General features: G+C 72.2%; 21 protein-coding genes, 1 tRNA gene and 2 pseudogenes. 13 read left to right on the top strand and 11 right to left on the bottom strand.

Going from position 1 to position 20,327, the window contains the following annotated elements:
* Nucleotides 1–94: 94 nt before the first annotated feature.
* On the bottom strand, nucleotides 95–487 hold the full coding sequence (locus O7617_RS18415; protein WP_282257013.1) for a VOC family protein: 393 nt from the start codon (nucleotides 485–487) through the stop codon (nucleotides 95–97).
* Nucleotides 488–573: 86 nt separating this feature from the next.
* On the bottom strand, nucleotides 574–1,044 hold the full coding sequence (locus O7617_RS18420) for a hypothetical protein (RefSeq protein WP_282257014.1): 471 nt from the start codon (nucleotides 1,042–1,044) through the stop codon (nucleotides 574–576).
* Between the two features lie 103 nt (nucleotides 1,045–1,147).
* Between O7617_RS18420 and O7617_RS18425 the strand changes: the two genes are divergently transcribed.
* Both O7617_RS18425 and O7617_RS18430 read left to right on the top strand, forming a co-directional pair.
* Nucleotides 1,148–2,149 carry a hypothetical protein gene (locus tag O7617_RS18425; RefSeq protein WP_282257015.1) on the top strand — a complete coding sequence of 334 codons (1,002 nt, stop codon included), beginning with the start codon at nucleotides 1,148–1,150 and terminating at the stop codon, nucleotides 2,147–2,149.
* Between the two features lie 30 nt (nucleotides 2,150–2,179).
* Nucleotides 2,180–2,614, top strand: a complete 435-nt coding sequence (locus O7617_RS18430) for a VOC family protein (RefSeq protein ID WP_282257016.1) — start codon at nucleotides 2,180–2,182, stop codon at nucleotides 2,612–2,614.
* An 8-nt stretch (nucleotides 2,615–2,622) separates the two neighbouring features.
* On the opposite strand, the gene O7617_RS18435 is transcribed toward O7617_RS18430, so the two are convergent.
* The 3 genes from O7617_RS18435 to O7617_RS18445 form a co-directional block, all read right to left on the bottom strand.
* Nucleotides 2,623–3,669: a hypothetical protein gene (locus O7617_RS18435; protein WP_282257017.1), complete on the bottom strand. Its 1,047-nt coding sequence runs from the start codon at nucleotides 3,667–3,669 to the stop codon at nucleotides 2,623–2,625.
* Entirely contained in the window at nucleotides 3,669–4,166 is a 498-nt protein-coding gene (locus O7617_RS18440) for a SigE family RNA polymerase sigma factor (protein WP_282257018.1), read from the bottom strand. Before O7617_RS18440 ends, O7617_RS18435 begins: the two co-directional genes overlap by 1 nt.
* 100 nt (nucleotides 4,167–4,266) lie before the next feature.
* On the bottom strand, nucleotides 4,267–4,797 hold the full coding sequence (locus O7617_RS18445; protein ID WP_282257019.1) for a hypothetical protein: 531 nt from the start codon (nucleotides 4,795–4,797) through the stop codon (nucleotides 4,267–4,269).
* Nucleotides 4,798–4,972: 175 nt separating this feature from the next.
* On the opposite strand from O7617_RS18445, the gene O7617_RS18450 reads away from it, so the two are divergent.
* Nucleotides 4,973–5,206 carry a GntR family transcriptional regulator gene (locus tag O7617_RS18450; RefSeq protein WP_282257020.1) on the top strand — a complete coding sequence of 78 codons (234 nt, stop codon included), beginning with the start codon at nucleotides 4,973–4,975 and terminating at the stop codon, nucleotides 5,204–5,206.
* A gap of 43 nt (nucleotides 5,207–5,249) precedes the next feature.
* Here O7617_RS18450 and O7617_RS18455 read toward each other — a convergent pair whose 3' ends face one another.
* On the bottom strand, nucleotides 5,250–5,630 hold the full coding sequence (locus tag O7617_RS18455) for a VOC family protein (RefSeq protein WP_282264782.1): 381 nt from the start codon (nucleotides 5,628–5,630) through the stop codon (nucleotides 5,250–5,252).
* 450 nt (nucleotides 5,631–6,080) lie between these two features.
* Here O7617_RS18455 and O7617_RS18460 point away from each other — a divergent pair.
* Nucleotides 6,081–6,368, top strand: a pseudogene (locus O7617_RS18460) (class I SAM-dependent methyltransferase); the annotation flags it as partial.
* A gap of 64 nt (nucleotides 6,369–6,432) precedes the next feature.
* Here the strand turns inward: O7617_RS18460 and O7617_RS18465 are convergent.
* Nucleotides 6,433–6,505 (bottom strand) — tRNA-Arg (locus O7617_RS18465).
* A gap of 160 nt (nucleotides 6,506–6,665) precedes the next feature.
* Between O7617_RS18465 and O7617_RS18470 the strand changes: the two genes are divergently transcribed.
* Nucleotides 6,666–7,361, top strand: a complete 696-nt coding sequence (locus O7617_RS18470) for a hypothetical protein (protein WP_282257021.1) — start codon at nucleotides 6,666–6,668, stop codon at nucleotides 7,359–7,361.
* 29 nt (nucleotides 7,362–7,390) lie between these two features.
* Here the strand turns inward: O7617_RS18470 and O7617_RS18475 are convergent, their stop codons facing one another.
* A complete protein-coding gene (locus tag O7617_RS18475) occupies nucleotides 7,391–8,386 on the bottom strand; it encodes an alpha/beta hydrolase (protein ID WP_282257022.1) in 996 nt (331 codons plus the stop codon).
* A gap of 297 nt (nucleotides 8,387–8,683) precedes the next feature.
* Nucleotides 8,684–9,124, bottom strand: a complete 441-nt coding sequence (locus O7617_RS18480; protein WP_282257023.1) for an HPF/RaiA family ribosome-associated protein — start codon at nucleotides 9,122–9,124, stop codon at nucleotides 8,684–8,686.
* A gap of 303 nt (nucleotides 9,125–9,427) precedes the next feature.
* Here O7617_RS18480 and ssb point away from each other — a divergent pair, with 303 nt between their 5' ends.
* The 3 genes and pseudogenes from ssb to O7617_RS18495 all read left to right on the top strand — a co-directional run bounded on the left by ssb (nucleotide 9,428) and on the right by O7617_RS18495 (nucleotide 13,289).
* The gene (gene ssb / locus O7617_RS18485) at nucleotides 9,428–10,174 is read left to right on the top strand and encodes a single-stranded DNA-binding protein (RefSeq protein ID WP_282257024.1); all 747 of its coding nucleotides are present in this window, start codon (nucleotides 9,428–9,430) and stop codon (nucleotides 10,172–10,174) included.
* Between the two features lie 362 nt (nucleotides 10,175–10,536).
* Nucleotides 10,537–11,511, top strand: a pseudogene (locus tag O7617_RS18490) (cobalamin biosynthesis protein); the annotation flags it as partial.
* A 236-nt stretch (nucleotides 11,512–11,747) separates the two neighbouring features.
* On the top strand, nucleotides 11,748–13,289 hold the full coding sequence (locus O7617_RS18495; protein WP_282257025.1) for a cobyric acid synthase: 1,542 nt from the start codon (nucleotides 11,748–11,750) through the stop codon (nucleotides 13,287–13,289).
* A gap of 232 nt (nucleotides 13,290–13,521) precedes the next feature.
* Here O7617_RS18495 and O7617_RS18500 read toward each other — a convergent pair whose 3' ends face one another.
* Both O7617_RS18500 and O7617_RS18505 read right to left on the bottom strand, forming a co-directional pair.
* Nucleotides 13,522–13,743: a hypothetical protein gene (locus O7617_RS18500; RefSeq protein WP_282257026.1), complete on the bottom strand. Its 222-nt coding sequence runs from the start codon at nucleotides 13,741–13,743 to the stop codon at nucleotides 13,522–13,524.
* Between the two features lie 57 nt (nucleotides 13,744–13,800).
* On the bottom strand, nucleotides 13,801–14,202 hold the full coding sequence (locus O7617_RS18505) for a rhodanese-like domain-containing protein (RefSeq protein WP_282264783.1): 402 nt from the start codon (nucleotides 14,200–14,202) through the stop codon (nucleotides 13,801–13,803).
* A gap of 223 nt (nucleotides 14,203–14,425) precedes the next feature.
* Between O7617_RS18505 and O7617_RS18510 the strand changes: the two genes are divergently transcribed.
* The 5 genes from O7617_RS18510 (at nucleotide 14,426) to O7617_RS18530 (ending at nucleotide 20,323) form a co-directional block, all read left to right on the top strand.
* Nucleotides 14,426–15,139: a hypothetical protein gene (locus tag O7617_RS18510; RefSeq protein WP_282257027.1), complete on the top strand. Its 714-nt coding sequence runs from the start codon at nucleotides 14,426–14,428 to the stop codon at nucleotides 15,137–15,139.
* Nucleotides 15,140–15,402: 263 nt separating this feature from the next.
* Nucleotides 15,403–16,548 carry a M48 family metallopeptidase gene (locus O7617_RS18515; RefSeq protein ID WP_282257028.1) on the top strand — a complete coding sequence of 382 codons (1,146 nt, stop codon included), beginning with the start codon at nucleotides 15,403–15,405 and terminating at the stop codon, nucleotides 16,546–16,548.
* A gap of 36 nt (nucleotides 16,549–16,584) precedes the next feature.
* A complete protein-coding gene (locus tag O7617_RS18520; protein ID WP_282264784.1) occupies nucleotides 16,585–17,937 on the top strand; it encodes a dipeptidase in 1,353 nt (450 codons plus the stop codon).
* A gap of 350 nt (nucleotides 17,938–18,287) precedes the next feature.
* Nucleotides 18,288–18,494 carry a hypothetical protein gene (locus O7617_RS18525; RefSeq protein ID WP_030333429.1) on the top strand — a complete coding sequence of 69 codons (207 nt, stop codon included), beginning with the start codon at nucleotides 18,288–18,290 and terminating at the stop codon, nucleotides 18,492–18,494.
* Between the two features lie 236 nt (nucleotides 18,495–18,730).
* Nucleotides 18,731–20,323 (top strand): ATP-dependent DNA ligase, encoded by a 1,593-nt coding sequence (locus tag O7617_RS18530; RefSeq protein ID WP_282257029.1) that lies wholly within the window; start codon nucleotides 18,731–18,733, stop codon nucleotides 20,321–20,323.
* Nucleotides 20,324–20,327: the final 4 nt, after the last annotated feature.

Here is a 20,327-nt window from a genome sequence, read left to right on the forward strand (position 1 = left end):
CCCATCCGGGTCCGCGCGGGCGGAGATCGACATCGGACAATAGCATGCTTTACTGCGAGCGCCGACCACTTGAGTGCATAGTGTCGCTAATGTGTCACTCTGTGCGAGGTTCGAGCAGGTCCCACCGGTTGCCGTAGAGATCGACGAAGACCGCTACCGACCCGTACGCCTCGTGGCGCGGCTCCTCCAGGAAACGCACCCCGGCGGCCACCATCCGGGCGTGGTCCCGGGCGAAGTCCTCGGTGTACAGGAACAGCCCGACCCGGCCGCCGGTCTGGTCGCCGATCCGGGCCTGCTGCTCGGCGGTGCTCGCCCGGGCCAACAGCAACGCCGTCTCCCGGGCACCTGTCGGCCGGACCACCACCCACCGCGAACCGTCCGGCCGGGGGGTGTCCTCCACCAACTCGAAACCGAGGCCGCCGACGTAGAAGTCGATCGCCTCGTCGTACTCGGTGACCAGCAGCGCGACAAGTCCCAGATGTGCCATTCGGCCATCATGACGGCGGGCGTCGCGGGCCCGATCGGCGGCATGCCCACCGGTCACCCGCATCACGCCGCCCGGGTGCGCGTCGGTCAGGCGAACCCGATCGGGGTGGACCGGATGAACCAGTTGACGTACCGCTGACGCTCGTCCACGGCGTTGCCGTAGTCGATGGCCGCGTACCGACGCCCGGTCTCCGGCATCGTGAAGCTCTCCTGCTTCTCGACCCCGGTGCCCGCGACGATGCGCACCACATGCTGACCCGGGGGAACCCGCACCGGGAACAGCACCCAGTTGTGCTGGTTCTCGACCGCGAAGCGCCGATCGACCACCTCGGTGCCGTCGATGCTGACCGTGAGAGCGACCAGGTCGTCAGTGAACGACTGGTTGCTCACCCAGAGGTGCAGGTCCGCCTGATCCTCCTCGACAAGGCGCACGGCCGGGGCGTCCGGGCTCAGCGACACGGCCGGGCTCGGCGGCGGCGGCGGAACGTCTTCCTTGGTGCACCCCGCCGTGGTGAGGAGCGCCGTCACGGTGAGGATCGCGGTACGCAGTCGGTCCATTCCGCTGAGACGCCCGACAGTTGCCGTCGGTTCCGTTGGTCGTCGGCGGAACCTCGCGTGCCCGTCGGCCGTCCCATCCTCGGGTGGAAAGGTGGTGAGCCGGATGCGCTCGTCCCGGACGGCACTGGCGGTCGCGCTGCTCGGCGTGGCGCTGGCGGGCTGCGTTGACACGACCAAAAGACCGGGCGGCGGCGAGGAGCCCGGACCGGCCGAGATCGTCGACGCGTGGACCTCCTGCGCCGAGGCGGCACCCCGTGCCGGTGAGGTGATCAGCGTGCCGACCACACAGACGCCGGCGCCGGTCGGGCCCGAGCCGAAGATCGGGCGCATCGACCCGGCGTTCACACCGGTCGCCGTCGTGCTCTGCGGGCGGGAGATCCGGCCGCGTACCAACGGGGGGCAGGAACAGACCGCCACCGAGCGGCGCGCCGATGACATCGCCGCGCTGCTCGCCGCGCTCCGGCTGCCCGACCAGCGGGCCGACGGGGAGATCGCCTGCACCCTCGACATGGTCATCCCGCCCTGGTTGGCCCTCGTCGACGAGCAGGGCCGCTGGATGCGGCCGTACCTGCCGACTGACTCCTGCCGTAAACCCCGCGCCGAGGTGAGCGCCGCACTGGCCGGGCTGCAGTGGAAGACGGTGGACACCCGTACCGTCGGGCAGGTCGAATCCGCGGCGGCCGAGGCCGCCGGATGCGCGCAGCGATGGTCGGACATGGTGTGGGTGGAGACCCGGCACGGCCGCCCGGGGCCGCCCGTCCCGGCCGTGCCGCCGGCCGCCGGGCCGCTGCGCCTCTGCGTCTACCAGGTCCCCCCGTCCCAACAGGGCGGCGACAAACCGGCGGGAGATTTCGTGTACGGCGGGCCGCTACCTGCCGAGCGTCAGGCGGGCGTGCTCCGGGGGCTGTCCAACCGTCGAGCGGTGATCGACTGCGCCACCCCGGCGTCCCGCTTCGCGGTGCTGCGTCCGCTGGACGGAACCGCCGGACCCGAGCGGTACGTGGAACTCGACGGGTGCCTTCGGTTCCTGGTCACGTCACCGAGCGGTGCGGCTCAGCTCGGCCAGGGCGACGACGCGCTGGCGAAGCTGCTGGGGCCGGTCTGAGCGTCGGGGGGTCGCGCTAGCGTCCCGTTCATGGCAGCTCGAATCTCCCTGACCCTCGACTCGACCGACGCCGGGGTGCTCGCCGCGTTCTGGAAGACCGCCCTGGGTTACATCGACGAGCCACCACCACCGCCCTTCGCTACCCGGGAGGAGTGGCTGGCGCAGTTCGACCTACCGGAGGACGACGTACCCGAGGACGGCGCGTGGCTGTGCGACCCGGACGGTGTCGGTCCGTACCTCTCCATCCTCAACGTCCCCGAGCCCAAGACCGCGAAGAACCGCCTCCACATCGACATCCGGGTGCCGGGCCACGGCAGCCCCGACGATCGGTGGGCGCGGATCAGGGCCGAGGCCGATCGTCTCGTGCGGGCAGGTGGGACAGTGCTCCGAGAGGACGAGCTGCACCACGTGGTGATGGCCGACCCGGAGGGCAACGAGTTCTGCGTGGCGGCAACCTCGGCCTGATGGCGGTGTCACCAGGTGTCCGGGCGGTCGAGGTCGCCGCCCGGCCGGTAACCGCCGAGGATCGCCAGGCCCTCCGCCTCGGTGTAGCCGCTGCCCCGACCCTTGCGGAACGCCTCCACGAAACAGGGCTTGACCACCATCTCCAGTACGTCGCTGCCCTGCCGCCGGGCCCGGTAGGGGCCCGCGACCAGGTCCCCGCGCCCGGCCTCGTAGCCGTCCGGCGCGTGCTGCGCCCGCACTGTCAACCAGCGACCGGCGTCGTCACCGACCACGAGTGAGCCGTCCACGAAACGGCTGTCCCCCGAGCGGCCGAGCGTGACCGAGCATTCGAGCAGCCGTCCACCGGGCGGCAGCGACTCCAGGCGGAACGGCACGACGCAGCGGTGTGCGCCGTCGAACCGGACCCGGGCGGCGGTGCCGGTCGCCTCGTCCTGGGTGGTCGCGTACATGTCCACCTGGGCCCAGAGCCCGTCGGTGGGCTGCCACCGTACGAACCACAGCTTCCGGTCACCGGACGGGTCGTACCAGGCGACCCCCGATCGGTCGCCGACCCGCGCCTCGGTGCGTGGCTGCGGTCGTCCGGCCGACGACAACGTCTGTTGCAGCCCGTCCAGCGCCGCCACACTGCGCGCCAACGCGAAACGGGCCTGCCCTCTCGGGCCCCGGAACTCGACGCTCTCGACGCCCCGACCGGCGTGCCACGTGGCGTACTCAGCACCGTCGAGCAGGGCGTCGGGCGAGAAGTGCACGGTTGCGGGGTCGGCACCGACCTCCTCGGGACGGGCGGTGGCACCGCGCTGCCCCGGCGCCTCCGGCAGCATGACCGCCGCCGGCATGATCGGCTCGTCGGCGTTGCGGCCCATCGGGAACGCCAGGACGACCGAGGTGACAGCCACACAGACCGCCGCCACGCCCCCGGCGATCAACCCACGACGGCGCAGCCTGAGCCGGCGACCACGTTGACGGGCCTGCGCGACGATCGGAGTGGGGTCGACGTCACCGCCCGCGCGGTGCTGGAGAGTCGCGGTGAGCCGCTGATCGAGATCGCTGAACATCAGAACTCTCCTGCCCGTGCGGGGGTCGGTGCTTCCTGCCGCTTGCGCAGCGTCGCCAGGGCACGCTTCGCGTGGGTGCGTACGGTGCCGGTCGAACAGGCGAGGATCTCCGCGATCGACGTGTCGTCGAGATCCTCGTAATAGCGCAGCACGATCACGGTGCGCTGACTCCTCGGCAGCTCACGGACGAGCCGCCACAACGCGTCGCGCTCGGCCACCGTGGCCGCCTCGTCCGCGGCACCCGCCCGGTCGGTCACCGCCGCGACCGACACCTCCCGACTGCTCCGCCGCCGCCACCACGAGTGGTGGGCGTTGACGAGCATCCGCCGGACGTACGCGTCCGGCCGGTCCGTCCGGGAGATGCGCCCCCAGCGGGCGTACGCCCGCGCGAGGACCTCCTGGACCAGGTCCTCGGCCCGATGCTCGTCATCGGTCAGCAGTCGGGCGAGCCGCACCAGCGCCGAAGTGCGAGCGAACGCGTACTCCTCGAACGTCACGCCCTATTAACGCCGTAGGTCGACCGTCCCGTAGACATCGGTTGGGCGGTTCTTGCTTCGGTTAGCCCGGCGCGGCGCGTACTCCAATTGCAGGCCCCGGTTACGTTCGGCGCTCGTCGTTGCTGGTGGTCATGGCCATGCCGAACAGATTGACCAGGCGGTACCTCAACACTCGGGCCTGCCCCAGGGAGAGCCTAAGCTCGGCTGCGGCGTCACCCTCCATGCTCGTCAAGCTCACCATCGGTCCGGTGGCAGAGTGCAACGCTTGCACCAGGGCCATCTCAACGATGGAGCTTTCCGGTCGGTTGGTGTCCAGGATCAAATTTGGCGAGCGGTGCCGGCCCCTGTGGTCGCAGCCGCCACGATCGCACCAGCGAGGGTGGCTCGGGTCGGCGGGTTCGGTGGCAAGGGTGCCGGTCGGGAACACGTGTACGTAGCCGCAGGGCCGCTCGACGTCGGGCGCCATGCCGACCGGCTGGGCGTTCATCCCGGCCTTGGTCGCCACAGCCGTCACGTGGATGGTGTGGGCAGGACAGGTGTACGCGCAGGCGTCGAGTGAGTCTGCCGTGTACAGCTCGATGCGTACCGTCGCAGGCTCTCCGCAGACGGGCGGGGTGGGTAGGGTTCGCACGGGTCGCCTCCTAGCTAGGCGATCAAGGCCCCCGGCCAGCGGCGCAATCGCTGGTCGGGGGCCGCTTCGCTCCGGCCAGGACAAACGTACAGGCTCTAGACGTCTAGTAGCTAGACGTCTAGAGCCTGTACAACCCTGAACACGTACAGATCATGTGCGTGTCTACGCTCCGGCCATGACGAGCCCGCTGTCCAGTGTGCCGATCTACCGGCAGTTGGCGGACCTGCTCGCGAAGCAGATCGAGGAAGGCAAGCTGCGCCCCGGGCAGCCGTTGCCGAGCGAGCTGCATCTACAGCAGACCTACGGCGTAGCACGGGGCACGGTACGGATGGCCATGCGCGAACTACGTGACAGAGGCCTGGTCGTCACCGTCCACGCGAAGGGCACCTTCGTTGTCGAACAGAGCTGACCTCGGCTGACGCTGCGTCTTCCTCGGTGAGCACCTGGCGGTGTCAGATCTGCTGGACGATCTGGATCGGGTTGCCGTCCGGGTCGGCCACCCAGGCGATCAGCAGGCGATCGAGCCACCGGTGGGGTGCGGCCAGGGCAGGGACACCGTTCGCCGTGAGTTCGGCGTACGCGGCGGCGGTGTCGTCGGTCCAGAGGATCACCGCGGCCCGCTGGCCGTGGGGTACGGGGTCGAGCCCGTGGTCATCGCGGGTGGAGGACACCGAGGCGATGCCGATCTTGTAGGCGTCGAGCACGAGATCGACGTGAATGGGCTCGCCCTCGGTCGGCACCCGGAAGGTCTCGGCGAAGCCGAGGCCCGCGTAGAACTCTGCCGTGCGCGTAACGTCCTCGCTGAAGAGGATCACCTGAGGAGTGCGGAACATCGACACGGGCCGACGCTATCAGCGCACGGGAGCCGCGATGTGCGCGCTGGCAGCTACAGCCCAGGGCTTGACGTGGTCGCCGCTGAGTTTTGCCGTTGGACGGGCGGATCCGCTTCGACTGTGCCAGGGTCCTGTGTCTCGTGGGAGCGGCCGTCCGGTCGTTCTTCGTTATCGCCCCAAGACCCGCAGCGCCTCGCTGGCTACCTGCGGGGACGCGACGGGAGCCCACGCAGCGAACAGCTCGCGGAAGTACGCCCCATGCTTATCGAGCACCGAACGATCGTGCTCGAAGACGTCTAGTTCGTTGACGATGCTCAGATCGACAAAGGATTGGAGCTGAACCGGGGTCGGCGTCCTGAGCTCCTTGGTAAAGCGGTCGAAGACCTCACCGGTCGTCGCCAGGCCCCGCCACGTGCGTGTGCGGTCACCGGCGGCGTACAAGTAGACGAGTACGAGGGCGTCAATGTCATTGCGGTCGATTCCTCCGAGGCGATGCGTGCTCGCTCGGTGTACCAGCCCGTGGCCCCCGGCGATGCCGCGCACATCTCGCTTGACGACGACAGCGTCGACGCCGTCTGGATCTCCACCGTCATCCACCACGTGCCCGACCTTGCCGCCGCGGCCCACGAACTGCGCCGAGTTCTGCGCCTCGGCGCCCCGCTGCTGATCCGCTCCGCATTCGCCGGAAGGCACCAGGCAATCACCCTCTTCCGATACTTCCCGGAAGCCGTCCGCGTGCCTCCGACGTCACTGGAACACGCGGTGCCGGCGCGGGAGGCCGCTGGCCTGCGGTGAATAACGGTGCGCCCGGCAGGATTCGAACCTGCGGCCTTGGGATTAGAAGTCCCCTGCTCTATCCGCTGAGCTACGGGCGCGTGTGGCGTGGGTGTCGCGCCCAGAGGGTACCGCCGTCCGGCTGTCCGGCGGCGTAAAGGGTGCCCGCGTCCACGTTGCCGAGCAGGGTCTCACGTCGGCCGTGCGGCGGGCATCCGGGTTACCCGGAAGCGGGGTGACCGTGGACCGTACCGTTGCCTGGTGTTGCTGGATTCCGACGCCGAGAGCGCCGTCGCCTACGAGCTGTGCCAGGTCGTCGGTCGCGCCATCCTGCCGTACCGGTCGGGCGACGCCTTCGGCACCGCCTTCTTCCTCCGTGACGGCGACGACCCGGTGGGGGAGTCGTTGCTGACGGCGGCCGACCTGGTGGGCGCGTCGGGCGGGGAGCTGGGGTTGCGGGCGAGCGTCACCGAACCGGCCGGGGTCGCCCCGGCGGTCGTCGCCGAGGCCGAGATCGTGCCCGGTTGGGCCCGTTTCCCGGGCGACGGGGTCGCGGTGTTGCCGACCGCCGGCCTGCACCGCTACGCGGGCGACGGCGGCTGGCGCTGGCGCGTCCAGCCGGTACCGGCGGGGATCGCCGCCGGGCCCGAGGTGGTCGCCCGCCTCGGCGCCGACGCCGGTTCCGCTTTCGTGCTGGCCCTTGGGGTACGCGAAGACGGCTCCCGGCCGCTGGAGGTCGCGATCGAGCGCGTCGTCCGCGACGCCGACGCCGTGCGGATCACTACCGAACTGCCACCCGGGTACGTCGGCGCGCCGGTCTTCATCGTGCAGCCCGACGCGACGGGGGAGGTCTCGCCGTACTGCCTCGGGCTGGTACTACCCGGCGTCGACGGTCACCGGGTGGCGACGTTCGACCGGATCCGCGCTGTTCTCCCGGTGATGCCCGGCGACGTCTGAGCCGCGTCCCGGACCGCCACCCACTCTGCTCAGCCGCGCTGGTTGGGCACACGCTTCTGGTCGGCGGGGGCGGTGGGGCCGGCGGCGAGGAACGCCTCGGCCCAGCGGCCCACCTCGTCGAAGACCTTCTTCCGTACGGCCGGGCCGGAGAGGGTCAGGTCGTGCAGCCCGCCGTCAAAGCGGGCGAGGGTGACGTGGCGGCCGAGGCGGGGCGCGTACCGGACCATGTGTTCGACGTCCAGCACGGCGTCGGCCAGTGTCGCGTTGTCGTGCCAGCGGGTGCCCCGGAAAGAGCGGGTCGAGCAGGCCAGCAGCACCGGCACCTGGATGTCCAGCCCGGCGCGCAGCCGGCGTTGACCGGTGCGGATCGCGTTCAGCCAGCCGGCCCGGACCGGGAACCCGGCGAGGGGCTTCCACGCCAGGTCATAGGTCCATTCGCCGCGGTGGTCGGCGTGGATGCTCTCGCCGTACACCGTGCCGAGCCCGAACGGCAGGATGCGGTGCGGCGCCCTGCGGCCCAGCCGGGAGACGGCGGCCGCGAGGGGTCGGCGGACCGCCCAGGGTGCGTTCAGGTCGAAGAACGGGCTGTTCAGCACCAGGCCGTCGACGGTGCCGGAGTCGCGGCGGGCGCCCGCCCAGAGCGAGAGGATCAGGCCGCCGGTGGAGTGGCCCATCGCCAACAGGGTGTCGTGGCCGTCGTACTTGCGGATGATCTCGGCGGCGGCGTCCAGTTCGGGGAAGTAGTCGCTGATGTCGTGGCAGAAGTTCGGAGTCTGGCCGGGGAGCAGACTGCGACCGTATTTGCGCAGGTCGAGCGCGTAGAAATCCCAGCCACGCTCGGCGAAGAAGTCCGCCAGGTGGGTCTGGAAGAAGTAGTCGACGAACCCGTGCACGTAGAGCACGGCCCGCCCGGTGGGGCGCTCGGCGCGCCGTCGGACCAGTGTCGCGACGACGGGGCCCTCGTCGTCGGTGCCCAGGTCGATCGTCTGCCGCTCGTACGGCGGCCCCAACACGTCCGGTTCCACGACCGCGACGCTACGCCGCCAACCTACCCAGCGGTAGCCCACGGGTGGGCCCGCCCTGCTGCCCCCGCTCCCGCCCGTCGCCGTCCCTGCCCGGCCTGTCCCCGGCGCTGCCTTCCCCGTTCCCGCCCGGCCCGTTCCTGCCCGGCCCGTCCCCGGCGCTGCCTTCCCCGTCCCTGCCGGGCCTGTCCCCGGCCCCGCCTGCCCCGGTCGATCATGGAGTTGTGGTGGTCTGCAGAAAGGGCTTTCCTGGATGTAGTGCCCACCACAACTCCATGATCGACTCGGAGGGGTGGGGACTCAGGTCAGTTCCGCGTCGGCCCGGCTCGGGTCGGCGGCGGGAATCTGCTCCTGGTCGTCGGCCGGGTCCGGCTCGCCCTGCGGCTGCGGGATGTCGCGCAGGTGCTTGTTGTGCCGGGGCTCCTGGCGGGTCTTCGCGTCGTTGAGCCGGCGGCGCAGGTCGTCGCGGACGTCGTTGAGCGCGGCGTGCAGGTCCTCCTCGGCCGAAGTGGTGACGATCTTCTGTCGGCCGGCGATCCAGCACTCCAGGGTGACCTTCTGGCCGCGGGCCTCCCGGTCCTTGACCGACACCTCCAGTTCGGTGGCGTCGGCGTGGAAGCCGGCCAGCCGCGCGTCGAGGGTGGCGAACTGCTCCGCGATCCAGTTGCGGTCGCCCTGCGAGAACCCGGCACCGACCCGCAGACACTCGGCCACGGTGGCGGGGTTGGCCACGGCGCTCATCGCCGCGCCTCGGAAGCGTTCGCGGAGCCGATGGTAGTGATCATCATGGCGCTGACCTCTCGTCGACGTGGAGCTGTCGGTGGTGCGTTGATCAAATCCATACCCAGTTCGGGCGGCACCGGAAACCGCCGACCGGCAGAACGGACGGTCGGCCGTACCACATCCGGACATGATCAGGCCTTTGTCCACAGGTGGGTTCGTCGTCCACAGGGCGCGGGCGGGCGCTGGCGACGGTCGCCCGCGGCGCACAGGCTCGGTGTCGAGTCGACTCGCGCTGGCAGGCCCCGATCCCCTGGAGGAACGATGTTCGATACTTATGTAACTATTGTCGGTAATGTTCTGACGGCGCCCGAGTGGCGGCGCACGACCCAGAGCAACACCCTGGTGGCCAACTTCAAGGTCGCCTCAACCGCCCGGCGGCTCGACCGCGACAGCGGCCGGTGGGTCGACGGCAACTCGCTGCGCGTCCGCGTCAACTGCTGGCGCAAGCTCGCCGAAGGGGTGGCCGCCTCGGTCATGGTCGGCGATCCGGTCGTGGTCTGCGGCCGCCTCTACACCCGCGACTGGACCGACGACGCCGGCAACCACCGCACCCTCTACGAGCTGGAGGCCGTGGCCGTCGGCCATGACCTGTCCCGGGGTCGCGCCCGGTTCCTGCGCAACCGGCCCAGCGTCACGACCAGCACCGTGGAGGACGCGGAGGCTGAAAGCCGGGTCCACGGCGAGCAGACCGAGCCCGTGCCGGCTGAGCAGGCACCTGTGCTGCCCGACGACCGCGCGCTGGACGACGAGTTCGAGCTGCCCGACTACGTGGCGGTGCGCACCAGCCCGTTCCTCGACGCCGATATCGCCGCCGACGGTGGCCGGATCGGGCAGGCCAGCGTCCCGCCGGACCTCGACGACGAGTTCGCCCCGCCACCCGGCGAGGACGACCACACCGACGACGACCCGGACGACGAGTTGGGCTCGGCACCCGACGAGGGCCAGCCGGATCCGGCGCCGACCGGTCGGGGGCGGCGTGGCCGTGGTCGGGTGCCGCAGCCGGCGTGACCGGCTGGTCGGTTCGGGCTCCCGACCGAGCAGTGTGAGGTCGCGGGTGCTCCGGTGACGCGCCGCGGCAAGGCGCTGCACTGCTGGGCGCTGCACGGCAGGGCAGGGCGCTGCATTGCTGGGCAGGGCGTGACAGGGCAGGGCGACAGGGCAGGGCGCGGCAGGGCAGGGCGCGGTTCGGTGGTGCGCTGGGCATCAACGGGGGCGGGGTGGCGGCGCCAGCGGCGTCGTCACCCCGCGTGGCGGCAGCCACGGGGCTGCTCCCGCCCGGTACGCGCTGTCCGCTCGCGGATGGTGAGGCACCGTGGGCCGGGCCGGTTCACGGGGTGCTCGTCTAGGCTGGCCGGCCGGAGGTGGTGCGGGTGCGACGGACAGCGCCGGTGGCGAACGCGGTGGGGCTGCTGGCCGGGTACGCGCTGGACCGGCTGCTCGGTGACCCGCGCCGGTGGCACCCGGTGGCCGGCTTCGGTCAGGCCGCCGGAGCGCTGGAGCGCCGCCTCTACCGGCCGGACCGGACGGCCGGTACGGCGTTCACCGCGCTGGCCGTGGGTGCTCCCGTGCTGCTCGGGGTCGCCGCCGCCGCCGCTACCCGCAACCGGCCGGTGACCCGTGCGGTGCTCGTGGCCGCGGGCACGTGGAGTGTGCTGGGTGGGCGCACGCTGCGGCACGAAGCCACAGTCATGGGCCGGACGCTGCGGGCCGGTGACCTGCCCGCTGCGCGTCGACGTCTCGGTCACCTCTGCGGGCGCGACCCGTCGGCGCTGGACGAGTCGGAGCTGGCCCGCGCCACCGTCGAGTCGGTCGCCGAGAACACCTCCGACGCGGTCGTCGCCCCGCTGGTCTGGGGTGCGGTCGCCGGCCTACCCGGGCTGCTGGGTTACCGCGCGGCGAACACCCTCGACGCGATGGTCGGGCACCGGTCGGCGCGCTACGCGCGGTTCGGCACCCCGGCCGCACGGCTGGACGACGCGCTCAACCTGGTGCCGTCCCGGCTGACCGGGCTGCTCACCGTCGCCGTCGCGCCTGTCGCGCACGGGGACCGGCAGCAGGCTTGGCGGGTGTGGCGGCGTGACCGCAACGACCACCCGAGCCCCAACGCCGGTCAGTGCGAGGCGGCGATGGCCGGTGCGTTGGGCGTCCGCCTCGGTGGTCGCAACGTCTACTTCGGGCGCTCCGAGGTGCGGCCGTTCCTCGGCGACGGCCCTCGCCCGGAGGCGCGTCACCTGAAGCGCGCCGCCCGGATCTCCGGTGCGGTCGGGCTGGCGGCGCTCGGGCTGGCCGCCGCGTACCCGGTGACCCTCGGCCGTCTGGCCGCGGCGCTGGGCCGGCGCGGGCTCCGGTCCGTGGCCCGGCAGGGGTCCGGTGTCAGGGGCCGGCGCGCGCTGGCCGCGGCGGCCGATCGGAGTGGGGTCGGGGCCGGAGGGCGTGGGGCGACTGGCGGTGGGGCCGGGGTCGGGGGGCGCGGGTCGACTGCCGTGGGCGCTCGCGGTGGGCTCGGGGCCGGACGGCGTGGGCTAATTGGTGACGGTGGGCACGAGCGGCAGGCTGGCTGGGCGGCGTGGGGGAACGGGCGGTGAGCGGCGGCCTGCTGGTCGCCGGCACGACGTCCGACGCCGGCAAGAGCGTGCTCACCGCCGGGATCTGCCGGTGGCTGCATCGGCAGGGCGTCAAGGTCGCCCCATACAAGGCACAGAACATGTCGAACAACTCGGCCGTGGTCGTCGGGCCGGACGGGCGCGGCGGCGAGATCGGGCGAGCCCAGGCGATGCAGGCCGCCGCCTGCGGGCTCGCACCCGACCTGCGGTTCAACCCGGTGCTGCTCAAGCCCGGCAGTGACCTCGCCAGTCAGGTGGTGCTCCTCGGCGAGGCCGTCGACACCATCACCGCCGGTACGTTCCGGCACCTGCGTCCCCGCCTCGCCGAAACCGCGTACGCGGCGCTGGCCGAGCTGCGGGACACGTACGACGTGGTGATCTGCGAAGGCGCCGGCAGCCCTGCCGAGATCAACCTACGGGCCGGTGACTACGTCAACATGGGGCTGGCACGGCACGCCGACCTGCCCACCATCGTGGTCGGCGACATCGACCGGGGCGGCGTCTTCGCCTCGATGTTCGGCACCCTGGCGCTGCTCGACCCCGCCGACCAGGCGCTGATCGCCGGCTTCGTGATCAACAAGTTCCGTGGTGACCTCGGGCTCCTCCAGCCCGGGCTGGACATGCTGCGGCACGTCACCGGCCGTCCCACGTACGGGGTGGTGCCCTGGGCGCTGGACCTGTGGCTCGACGCGGAGGACTCCCTCGCGTACGGCCGGGTGCTCGGCCGCCCCGCCGCCCCACACGGCACCGAATGGCTGGACGTGGCAGTCGTTCGACTGCCCCGGATCAGCAACGCCACCGACGTGGAGGCGTTGGCCATCGAGCCGGGGGTCCGCGTACGCCTGACCATCGAACCGGCCGAACTGGCCGCCGCCGACCTGGTCGTCCTGCCCGGCTCCAAGTCCACCGTCGCCGACCTCGCCTGGCTCCGCGAGACCGGCCTCGCCGACGCGGTGGCCGCGCATGTGGCAGCCGGCAAGCCGGTGCTCGGCCTCTGCGGCGGCTTCCAGATGCTCGGGCGGGCCATCCACGACCCGGTGGAGAGCCGACGGGGCAGCGTGCCGGGGCTCGGGCTGCTGCCCATCGAGATCACCTTCCATCCCCGCAAGACCGTCCGGCAGTCGGTGGGCATCGCGCACGGCGGCCTCCCGGTGCGCGGCTACGAGATCCACCACGGGTACGTCTCGCAGGCCGACCCCACCCTGACCCCACTGCTGACCGGTGACGACGGTGTGGGCGAAGGTGCCGTGCTCGGCGCGGTACACGGCACGCACTGGCACGGGGCGTTCGAGTCCGACGAATTCCGACGGTGGTTCCTCACCGAGGCGGCCCGACTGGCCGGCCGCACCGGGTTCCGGGTCGCACCGGCCACCAGCTTCGCCGCCGTCCGGGAGCGCTCGCTCGACCTGCTCGGCGACCTGGTCGAGGAACACCTGGACACCGACGCACTGTGGCAACTGATCGAAGTCGGCGCGCCCGCAAATCTCCCGTTCATCCCACCCGGCCCGCCACCATCCTGACGGCCCTCCGTGGCGCTCGGCCGCTCACTGTCCCGGCGGCCCGCTGTCGCATCCGGCCGGCTCACCCTCCTGACGGTCCTGGGCGCATCCGGTCGTTGACTGTCCCGGCGGCCCTCCGTGGCGCTCGGCCGCCGAGCGAAGGGGCATGATCCGCACACTTTCCCCGATGTTGCTGCCTCCTTCGGTCGTGAGGCAGCAACATCGGGGAAAGTGCGTGGCGGCCCGTGCGCGGTCAGGCGCGGTGCGCGGTGCGGTGCGGTGCGGCGGCGCGGCGGTGCGGCGCGGTGCGGTGCGGCGGTGCGGCGCGGTGCGCGGTGCGGTGCGGTGCGTGGTGCGGCGCGGTGCGCGGTGCGCGGTGCGGTGCGGTGCGTGGTGCGGCGCGGTGCGCGGTGCGCGGTGCGGTGCGGCGGCGGTGCGGTGCGGCATCGGGTCTCGCCCACGTGCGCCGATCCACGCCACCCTCGGCATTGCCGACGCCGCCATGATCCGGCCGGCTGGGCGGGGTGGGTGATCAGGGACGTACGTCGGCGGGGCGGTCGCTTGTCGGTAGGCCGGCGGCCAGCCAGGCGTCGACGCCGCCGATCATGTCGGTGGCTCGGCGCAGCCCGAGGGTCTGCAGACTGGCGGCGGCCAGGCTGGAGCTGTAACCCTGCCGGCACACCAGCACGATCTCCCGGTCGTAGCCGGTGGCTTCCGGGATCCGCCAGGCGCTGGCCGGGTCGAGTCGCCATTCCAGTACGGTCCGGTCGATGACCACCGCTCCTGGAAGCTCGCCCTGTTCACGGCGTTGTAGTTCGGTGCGGGTGTCGACCAGCAGCGCGCCGCCGCGGACCGCCTCGACGGTCTGCTGCGGAGTCAGTCGGTGCAGCCCGGCTCGGGCCTGTTCGAGCAGGGCGTCGATACCGGGGCTCATCACGTCTCGGAGCACCACCCGATGATGCCGATTCGGTAGCAGCCACGGCGGCGAACGGGCCGCCCGTCACCCGTCGCCGCCCCAATTCCCCCGGACGTGACGGTGACCGGCCAGGGGTGGTCAGCCGGACGTGTCAGTGCGACCGTGGGGCCTCGAACACCGCATGATCGACTCGGTTTCACGGAAGTCGTGGTGTCCCGGCGACAGGGATACCGCGACGTCGATGATCCCGAGTCGATCACCGCGCGCAACGGCCGCGGCGGCATACTGCGGTGATGCACCACGCGAGGCCGCACTGAACCCGGAGACCGGTCGGGCGACCGTGGCAGTCGTCGAGCCGTACGCCGAATTGGCTCGTCGGGTGCTCGCGGGCCCGGCGCGGTTGGGGCGGACCCGGCTGGTCGCTGTCGACGGGCCGAGCGGCGCGGGTAAGAGCCGGTTCGCCGCGCGCCTCGCGGACGCCTTGGCGGCGCTGCCCGGCGGACGACCGCCGGTCGTGCACACCGATGATCTGCTCGACGGGTGGGACGACCAGGTCACCTTCTGGCCACGACTCGACGAGTGGGTGCTTGCTCCGCTGCGGGCGGGGACGCCGGGGGCGTACCGGCGGTACAGCTGGGTGCGGCAAGGGTTTCTGCCCCGGCCGGTTCCGGTTCCGGTGACGTCGGTGCTGGTGTTGGAGGGGGTCAGCGCCGCGCGGGCGGTGATCGGGCCGGAGCTGACCCTGGCCGTCTTCGTCACCGCGCCCGCGCCGTTGCGGTTGGCTCGCGCGGTCGCCCGGGACGGGCCGGAGATCCTGCCCGAGCTGCGTCGCTGGCACCTCGGGGAGCAGGCGCACTTCGCGGCCGACGACACGGCGGCCCGGGCGGACCTGCTGGTGGACGGCGCACCGGTGCTGCCGCACGACGCGGACCGGTACTACGTGCGCCTCCGCTGAGCGGGGCATGGACGTCCGGCATCGGCTACGGCACGATGCGAGATGGCCGCCATCGGCCGGGGCACGACGGGAAGGCCCGGCGCGAGAAACCGAAACGCCCGGCAGGAGGGCCAAGGGCACCGCGGAGAAGCCAAGGGCGCGGCGCGAAGACCAACGGCGCGGCGGGAGGGCCGTAGGCGCGGCGGGAAGGCCGGAGGCCCACGGCGCGAAGACCGAGGGCGCGGCGCGAGAAGACCAAGGGAACGGCGATCGGGGGACTCAACATGTCGGCAACGGACACGCCCGCGCGGCGCCGGATCACTCTGACCGGCATCAGCTCGCGAGCCTGGGAACATCCGGCCGACCGGGGTGCCCTGGTCGCGTTACGGGAGCTGCGCGGCTTCGACGACGTGCTGCGGGCGTTCTTCGGCATGTGGAACGAGCGGGGTTTCCGGCTGTCCGTGCTGGCCTCGGGCATCCGGGTCGACCACCGGCAGTACCCGGTGGTGTGGCAGCGCTACACCGAGGCGGCGGCGGCGTTGGACGTGGCCGAACTGCCCGAGCTGTACGTGACCCAGTCGCCCTGGTTGGGTGCCGAGGCGGTCGGCCTGGAGCGGCCGTTCATCGTGCTGAACTCCGCCTGCGTGCAGCAACTCGACGAGGACGAGCTGCGCTGTCTGCTCGGCCACGAGTTGGGGCATGTGGGCAGCGGGCACGCGGTCTACAAGACAATGCTCATGATCCTCACCCGTTGGGCGGCCAACCTGAGCTGGTTGCCGGTCGGCGCGATCGCGTTGCGGGCGATCATCGCGGCGATGCTGGAGTGGTGGCGCAAGGCCGAACTCTCCGCCGACCGGGCCGGTCTGCTCGCCGGGCAGGATCCGGCCGCCGCGCTGCGGCTGCTGATGAAGCTCGCCGGTGGCGGTGACCTGTCCCAGGTCGACACGACCGCGTTCCTGGAGCAGGCGGCCGAGTACGCCGGTGGCGGCGACCTGCGCGACAGCCTGCACAAGATCCGGATGACGGCGTGGAGCACCCACCCGGTGCCGGTGGCCCGGGCGGCGCAGCTTCGGCAGTGGATCGACTCCGGGGCGTACGGGCAGGTGCTGGCCGGTGACTATCCGCGTCGCGACGACGACGGCTCGACCAGGCTCTCCGAGGAGATCAAGGCGGCTGCCGAGTCGTACCGGGAGGAGTTCAGCCGGTCCACCGACCCGCTGGTCGGGTTGCTGCGACGGCTCGGCGACGGTGCCAGCGACGTCGGCGAGTGGGTGGGCGGCACCGCCGGGCGGGCCCGCTCGTGGATGGACGCCGCCACCGAGGCCGCCGGCCGCGCACACCGCGCCGGCCGGGCCGCCCCCGGCACGCGGGCCGGCAGCGGGACGCCGGGCGGCGGTGACGGTACGGGCTCCGGCGGCACACCCCGGTAAGGTCGGCATACGATGCCGGTCATGACCTCACCGATCATGTCCGAGTCCGAGGTGCGGGCCGCCGTCGAGCGGGAGATGCCCGGGGTACGCGCCGACCTGGAACGCCTCGTCCGCATTCCCGGCATCGCTTTCGAGGGTTTCGACCACTCGCACGTGGAACGTTCCGCCGAGGCGGTCGCCGAGTTGCTGCGCGGCTGCGGCCTGGACGTCGAGATCGTGCGTTCCGGCGGCCAGCCCGCCGTGATCGGCCGTCGGGCAGCCCCACCCGGTGCGCCGACCGTCCTGCTCTACGCGCACCACGACGTGCAGCCGGTCGGTGATCGGTCGCTGTGGGAGTCCGACCCGTTCGAGCCGGTGGAGCGCGACGGCCGCCTCTACGCCCGGGGCGCGGCCGACGACAAGGCCGGCATCATGGCGCACGTCGCGGCGCTGCGGGCGTACGGGGACGCACTGCCGGTCGGTGTGGTGCTCTTCATCGAGGGCGAGGAGGAGTACGGCTCCGACTCGCTGGAGCAACTGCTGATCGATCACCGCGACGAGATCGAGTCGGACGTCATCGTTATCGCCGACTCCGGCAACTGGGACATCGGCGTACCGGCGTTGACCACCTCGCTGCGCGGCATCGTCAACTGCTTCGTCGAGGTGCGCACTCTGGACCACGCCGTGCACAGCGGCATGTTCGGCGGTGCCGTGCCGGACGCGCTCACCGCGCTGGTCCGGCTCTTGGCGACCCTGCACGACGACGCCGGTGACGTGGCCGTGGAGGGGCTGGTCGCCCGGGAGGGTGCGACGGTCGACTACCCCGAGGACCGGGTGCGGGCCGAGGCCGGGCTGGCCGACGGCGTGCAGTTCATCGGCACCGGCCGGATCACCGACCGGATCTGGACCAAGCCCGCGCTGGCGGTGCTCGGCATCGACGCGCCGTCCACCGGCGAGGCGCCGAACGCCCTGGTGCCGGCCGCGAAGGCGAAGCTCAGCATCCGGCTGGCCCCGGGTGACGACCCCAAGCGGGCGTACGCGGCGGTGCGCGCGCACCTGGAGAAGCACGCGCCGTGGGGCGCGCAGGTGACGGTCAGCTTCGAGCACGACGGCAACCCGTGTGTGATCGACGCGTCCGGGCCGATGTTCGACGCCGCCCGTTGGGCCTTCCGGACCGCCTGGGACGGCACCGACCCGGTGGACATCGGCATCGGCGGTTCGATCCCGTTCATCGCCACCTTCCAGGAGATGTTCCCGAAGGCGGCCATCCTGGTGACCGGTGTGGAGGACCCGCACGCCCGCGCGCACGGCCCGAACGAGAGTCTGCACCTGGGGGAGTTCGCCCGGGTCTGCCTCGCCGAGGCGCTCCTGCTGGGCAAGGTCGCCGCCGCCGCAGGCGCAGGCAGCTAGCGCTGCGTCCCCACCCGACCCCACCCAAGATCCGCGCAACTTCCGCGCAACTTCCGCGCAACTTCCGCGCAACTTCCGCGCAAGATCCGCCCAAGATCCGCGCAACTTCCCGGATGTTGCTGCCTCCGAGTCGCGGGAGGCACCAACAACAGTGATGTTGCGCGGATCTTGGCGTCGGGGGAGGCGGGGGAGGCGGGGGAAGGCGGGGCGGGGCATGCAGGGCAGGGCCGGGCGGCGCGGGGCGCGGGGCGCGGGCAGGGCAGGGGCAGTTGGGTGCCGACACGGTGACTTTGCGTCTGATCTGGCGCTTTACGGCGTGTCGCACAGACGACTGTTATAGCCTTTCGAACATGAGTACGAACGAGGTGATGGCCCGGTTGGGGGCCGCTGTCAGCGCACTGGGGGACGTCGACGTCTCCGCGTGGTCCGAGGACACGCTCAACGAGCAGCTCGGTGAGCTCTCCGCCGCCCTGGTCGCCCTCGACTCGGTGCTCTCCCGCGTCGCCGGCGAGGTCCGCGCCCGGGGGTTGCGCATCGAGGAGCCCGTCTCCGCGTAGGACCTGTTTCACGAGGAGTGGCCGGCCTGGACGACGACCGGCGCGTTGCGTCTCGACCGGATACGACACCGGTATCCGCCCGGGACCGCGCCGTGCCGGATCGCCGCCCGGTCTCCACCTCGGCTCGACCGCCCTCAGGAGACAGGCACTGGCCGTCGTCCGCGTGGGCGGGCGGCACCCTGCCGACACCGCCCGGGCACGGCAATGCCCGGGCGGTGTCGGAGGTGACTGGCAGGATGAGTGGCGTGCGGTTCCTCGATCTGGCTGCCACCTCAGCCGCCGTCGCCGCCACCAGCGGCCGGCGGGCCAAGGTGGAGCTGCTCGCTGATGCGCTGCGCCGGCTCGACCCGGGCGAGGTGGAGCCCGGTGCCGGCTATCTCGCCGGTGAGCTGCGCCAACGGCAGACCGGGGTGGGCTACGCGAGCCTGCGTGACCTGCCGACGCCGGCCGCCGAGCCGACGTTGACAGTGGCCGGCGTGGACGCGGCGATCGAGCAGATCTCCGCCGTGCGGGGCGCCGGTTCACAGGCCCGACGGCGGGCGCTGCTGGGAGCCCTCTACGCGGCGGCGACCGCCGACGAGCAGCGGCTGCTCACCGGCCTGTTCAGCGGTGAGCTGCGCCAGGGCGCCCAGGCGGGGTTGCTCGCCGACGCGGTGGCGCGGGCCGCCGAGGTGCCGGTGGCGACCGTCCGTCGGGCCCTGCTGCTCGCCGGAGACCTGCGGGCCGTGGCGGTGGCCGCGCTGACCGGTGGAGCCGCCGAGTTGGCCGGGTTCGGCCTTCAGGTCGGCCGACCGCTGGCACCGATGCTCGCGCAGAGCGCCTCCTCGGTCGACGAGGCGCTCGCCGCTACCGGCACGCCGGCGGTGGTCGACGTGAAGCTCGACGGCATCCGCATCCAGGTGCACCGCTCCGGCGCCGACATCGCCGTGTTCACCCGCAGCCTCGACGAGATCACCGCCCGGGTGCCCGAGGTGGTCGCCGCGGTCCGTGCCCTGCCGGCCCGGGAGTTGGTGCTCGACGGCGAGGCGATCGGTCTGGACGCGACGGGCCGACCACTGCCGTTCCAGCAGACCTCCAGCCGGGCCGCCCGACGCACCACCCCCAGCACCACCGGGCGCACACCCGTCGCCCCGGCGGTGCTCGCGGCGGCCGCCAGCACCGGCGCGACGGTGCTCACCCCGTACTTCTTCGACCTGCTGCATCTCGACGGCCAGGATCTGATCGACCTGCCCGGTCGGGAGCGGTGGGCTTTCCTCGCGGGCGCGGTGGACTCGTCACTGCTGGTCGGTCGGATGGAGGTCGACGGCAGTGAGCAGGCCGCCGCCGCGTTCGCCGCCGCACTCGACGCCGGGCAGGAGGGTGTGGTGGTCAAAGCACCGGACGCCCCGTACGACGCCGGGCGGCGTGGTGCCGCCTGGGTCAAGGTCAAACCCCGGCACACCCTCGACCTGGTGGTGCTCGCCGTCGAGTGGGGCAGCGGCCGGCGTAAGGGTTGGCTGTCCAACCTGCACCTGGGCGCACGCGACCCGCACAGCGGCGGCTTCGTCATGCTCGGCAAGACGTTCAAGGGCCTCACCGACGAGGTGCTGCGCTGGCAGACCGAACGCTTCCTCGGCCTCGCGGTCGAGCGCGGCGACTGGGTGGTCCGGGTCCGACCCGAACAGGTCGTGGAGATCGCCTTCGACGGGGTGCAGACGAGCAGCCGCTACCCCGGTGGCATGGCCCTGCGCTTCGCCCGGGTGGTGCGTTACCGCGACGACAAGTCCGCCGCAGAGGCGGACACCATCGACGCGGTACGGGCCATCCACACCGGCCGTCCCACCGCTTGACCAG

This window comes from Micromonospora sp. WMMD1155 (assembly GCF_029581275.1).
Taxonomy (GTDB): Bacteria; Actinomycetota; Actinomycetes; order Mycobacteriales; family Micromonosporaceae; genus Micromonospora.

What these genes read in the sequence shown, in the direction of transcription:
- O7617_RS18505 (WP_282264783.1), bottom strand. Translation starts at nt 14,202, where the DNA reads ATGAGCCCCGGTATCGACGCCCTGCTCGAACAGGCCCGAGCCGGGCTG.
- O7617_RS18420 (WP_282257014.1), bottom strand. Translation starts at nt 1,044, where the DNA reads ATGGACCGACTGCGTACCGCGATCCTCACCGTGACGGCGCTCCTCACC.
- O7617_RS18515 (WP_282257028.1), top strand. Translation starts at nt 15,403, where the DNA reads ATGTCGGCAACGGACACGCCCGCGCGGCGCCGGATCACTCTGACCGGC.
- O7617_RS18450 (WP_282257020.1), top strand. Translation starts at nt 4,973, where the DNA reads ATGACGAGCCCGCTGTCCAGTGTGCCGATCTACCGGCAGTTGGCGGAC.
- O7617_RS18510 (WP_282257027.1), top strand. Translation starts at nt 14,426, where the DNA reads ATGATCCCGAGTCGATCACCGCGCGCAACGGCCGCGGCGGCATACTGC.
- O7617_RS18480 (WP_282257023.1), bottom strand. Translation starts at nt 9,124, where the DNA reads ATGAGCGCCGTGGCCAACCCCGCCACCGTGGCCGAGTGTCTGCGGGTC.
- O7617_RS18525 (WP_030333429.1), top strand. Translation starts at nt 18,288, where the DNA reads ATGAGTACGAACGAGGTGATGGCCCGGTTGGGGGCCGCTGTCAGCGCA.
- O7617_RS18435 (WP_282257017.1), bottom strand. Translation starts at nt 3,669, where the DNA reads ATGTTCAGCGATCTCGATCAGCGGCTCACCGCGACTCTCCAGCACCGC.
- O7617_RS18425 (WP_282257015.1), top strand. Translation starts at nt 1,148, where the DNA reads ATGCGCTCGTCCCGGACGGCACTGGCGGTCGCGCTGCTCGGCGTGGCG.
- ssb (WP_282257024.1), top strand. Translation starts at nt 9,428, where the DNA reads ATGTTCGATACTTATGTAACTATTGTCGGTAATGTTCTGACGGCGCCC.
- O7617_RS18430 (WP_282257016.1), top strand. Translation starts at nt 2,180, where the DNA reads ATGGCAGCTCGAATCTCCCTGACCCTCGACTCGACCGACGCCGGGGTG.
- O7617_RS18455 (WP_282264782.1), bottom strand. Translation starts at nt 5,630, where the DNA reads ATGTTCCGCACTCCTCAGGTGATCCTCTTCAGCGAGGACGTTACGCGC.
- O7617_RS18530 (WP_282257029.1), top strand. Translation starts at nt 18,731, where the DNA reads ATGAGTGGCGTGCGGTTCCTCGATCTGGCTGCCACCTCAGCCGCCGTC.
- O7617_RS18520 (WP_282264784.1), top strand. Translation starts at nt 16,585, where the DNA reads ATGTCCGAGTCCGAGGTGCGGGCCGCCGTCGAGCGGGAGATGCCCGGG.
- O7617_RS18415 (WP_282257013.1), bottom strand. Translation starts at nt 487, where the DNA reads ATGGCACATCTGGGACTTGTCGCGCTGCTGGTCACCGAGTACGACGAG.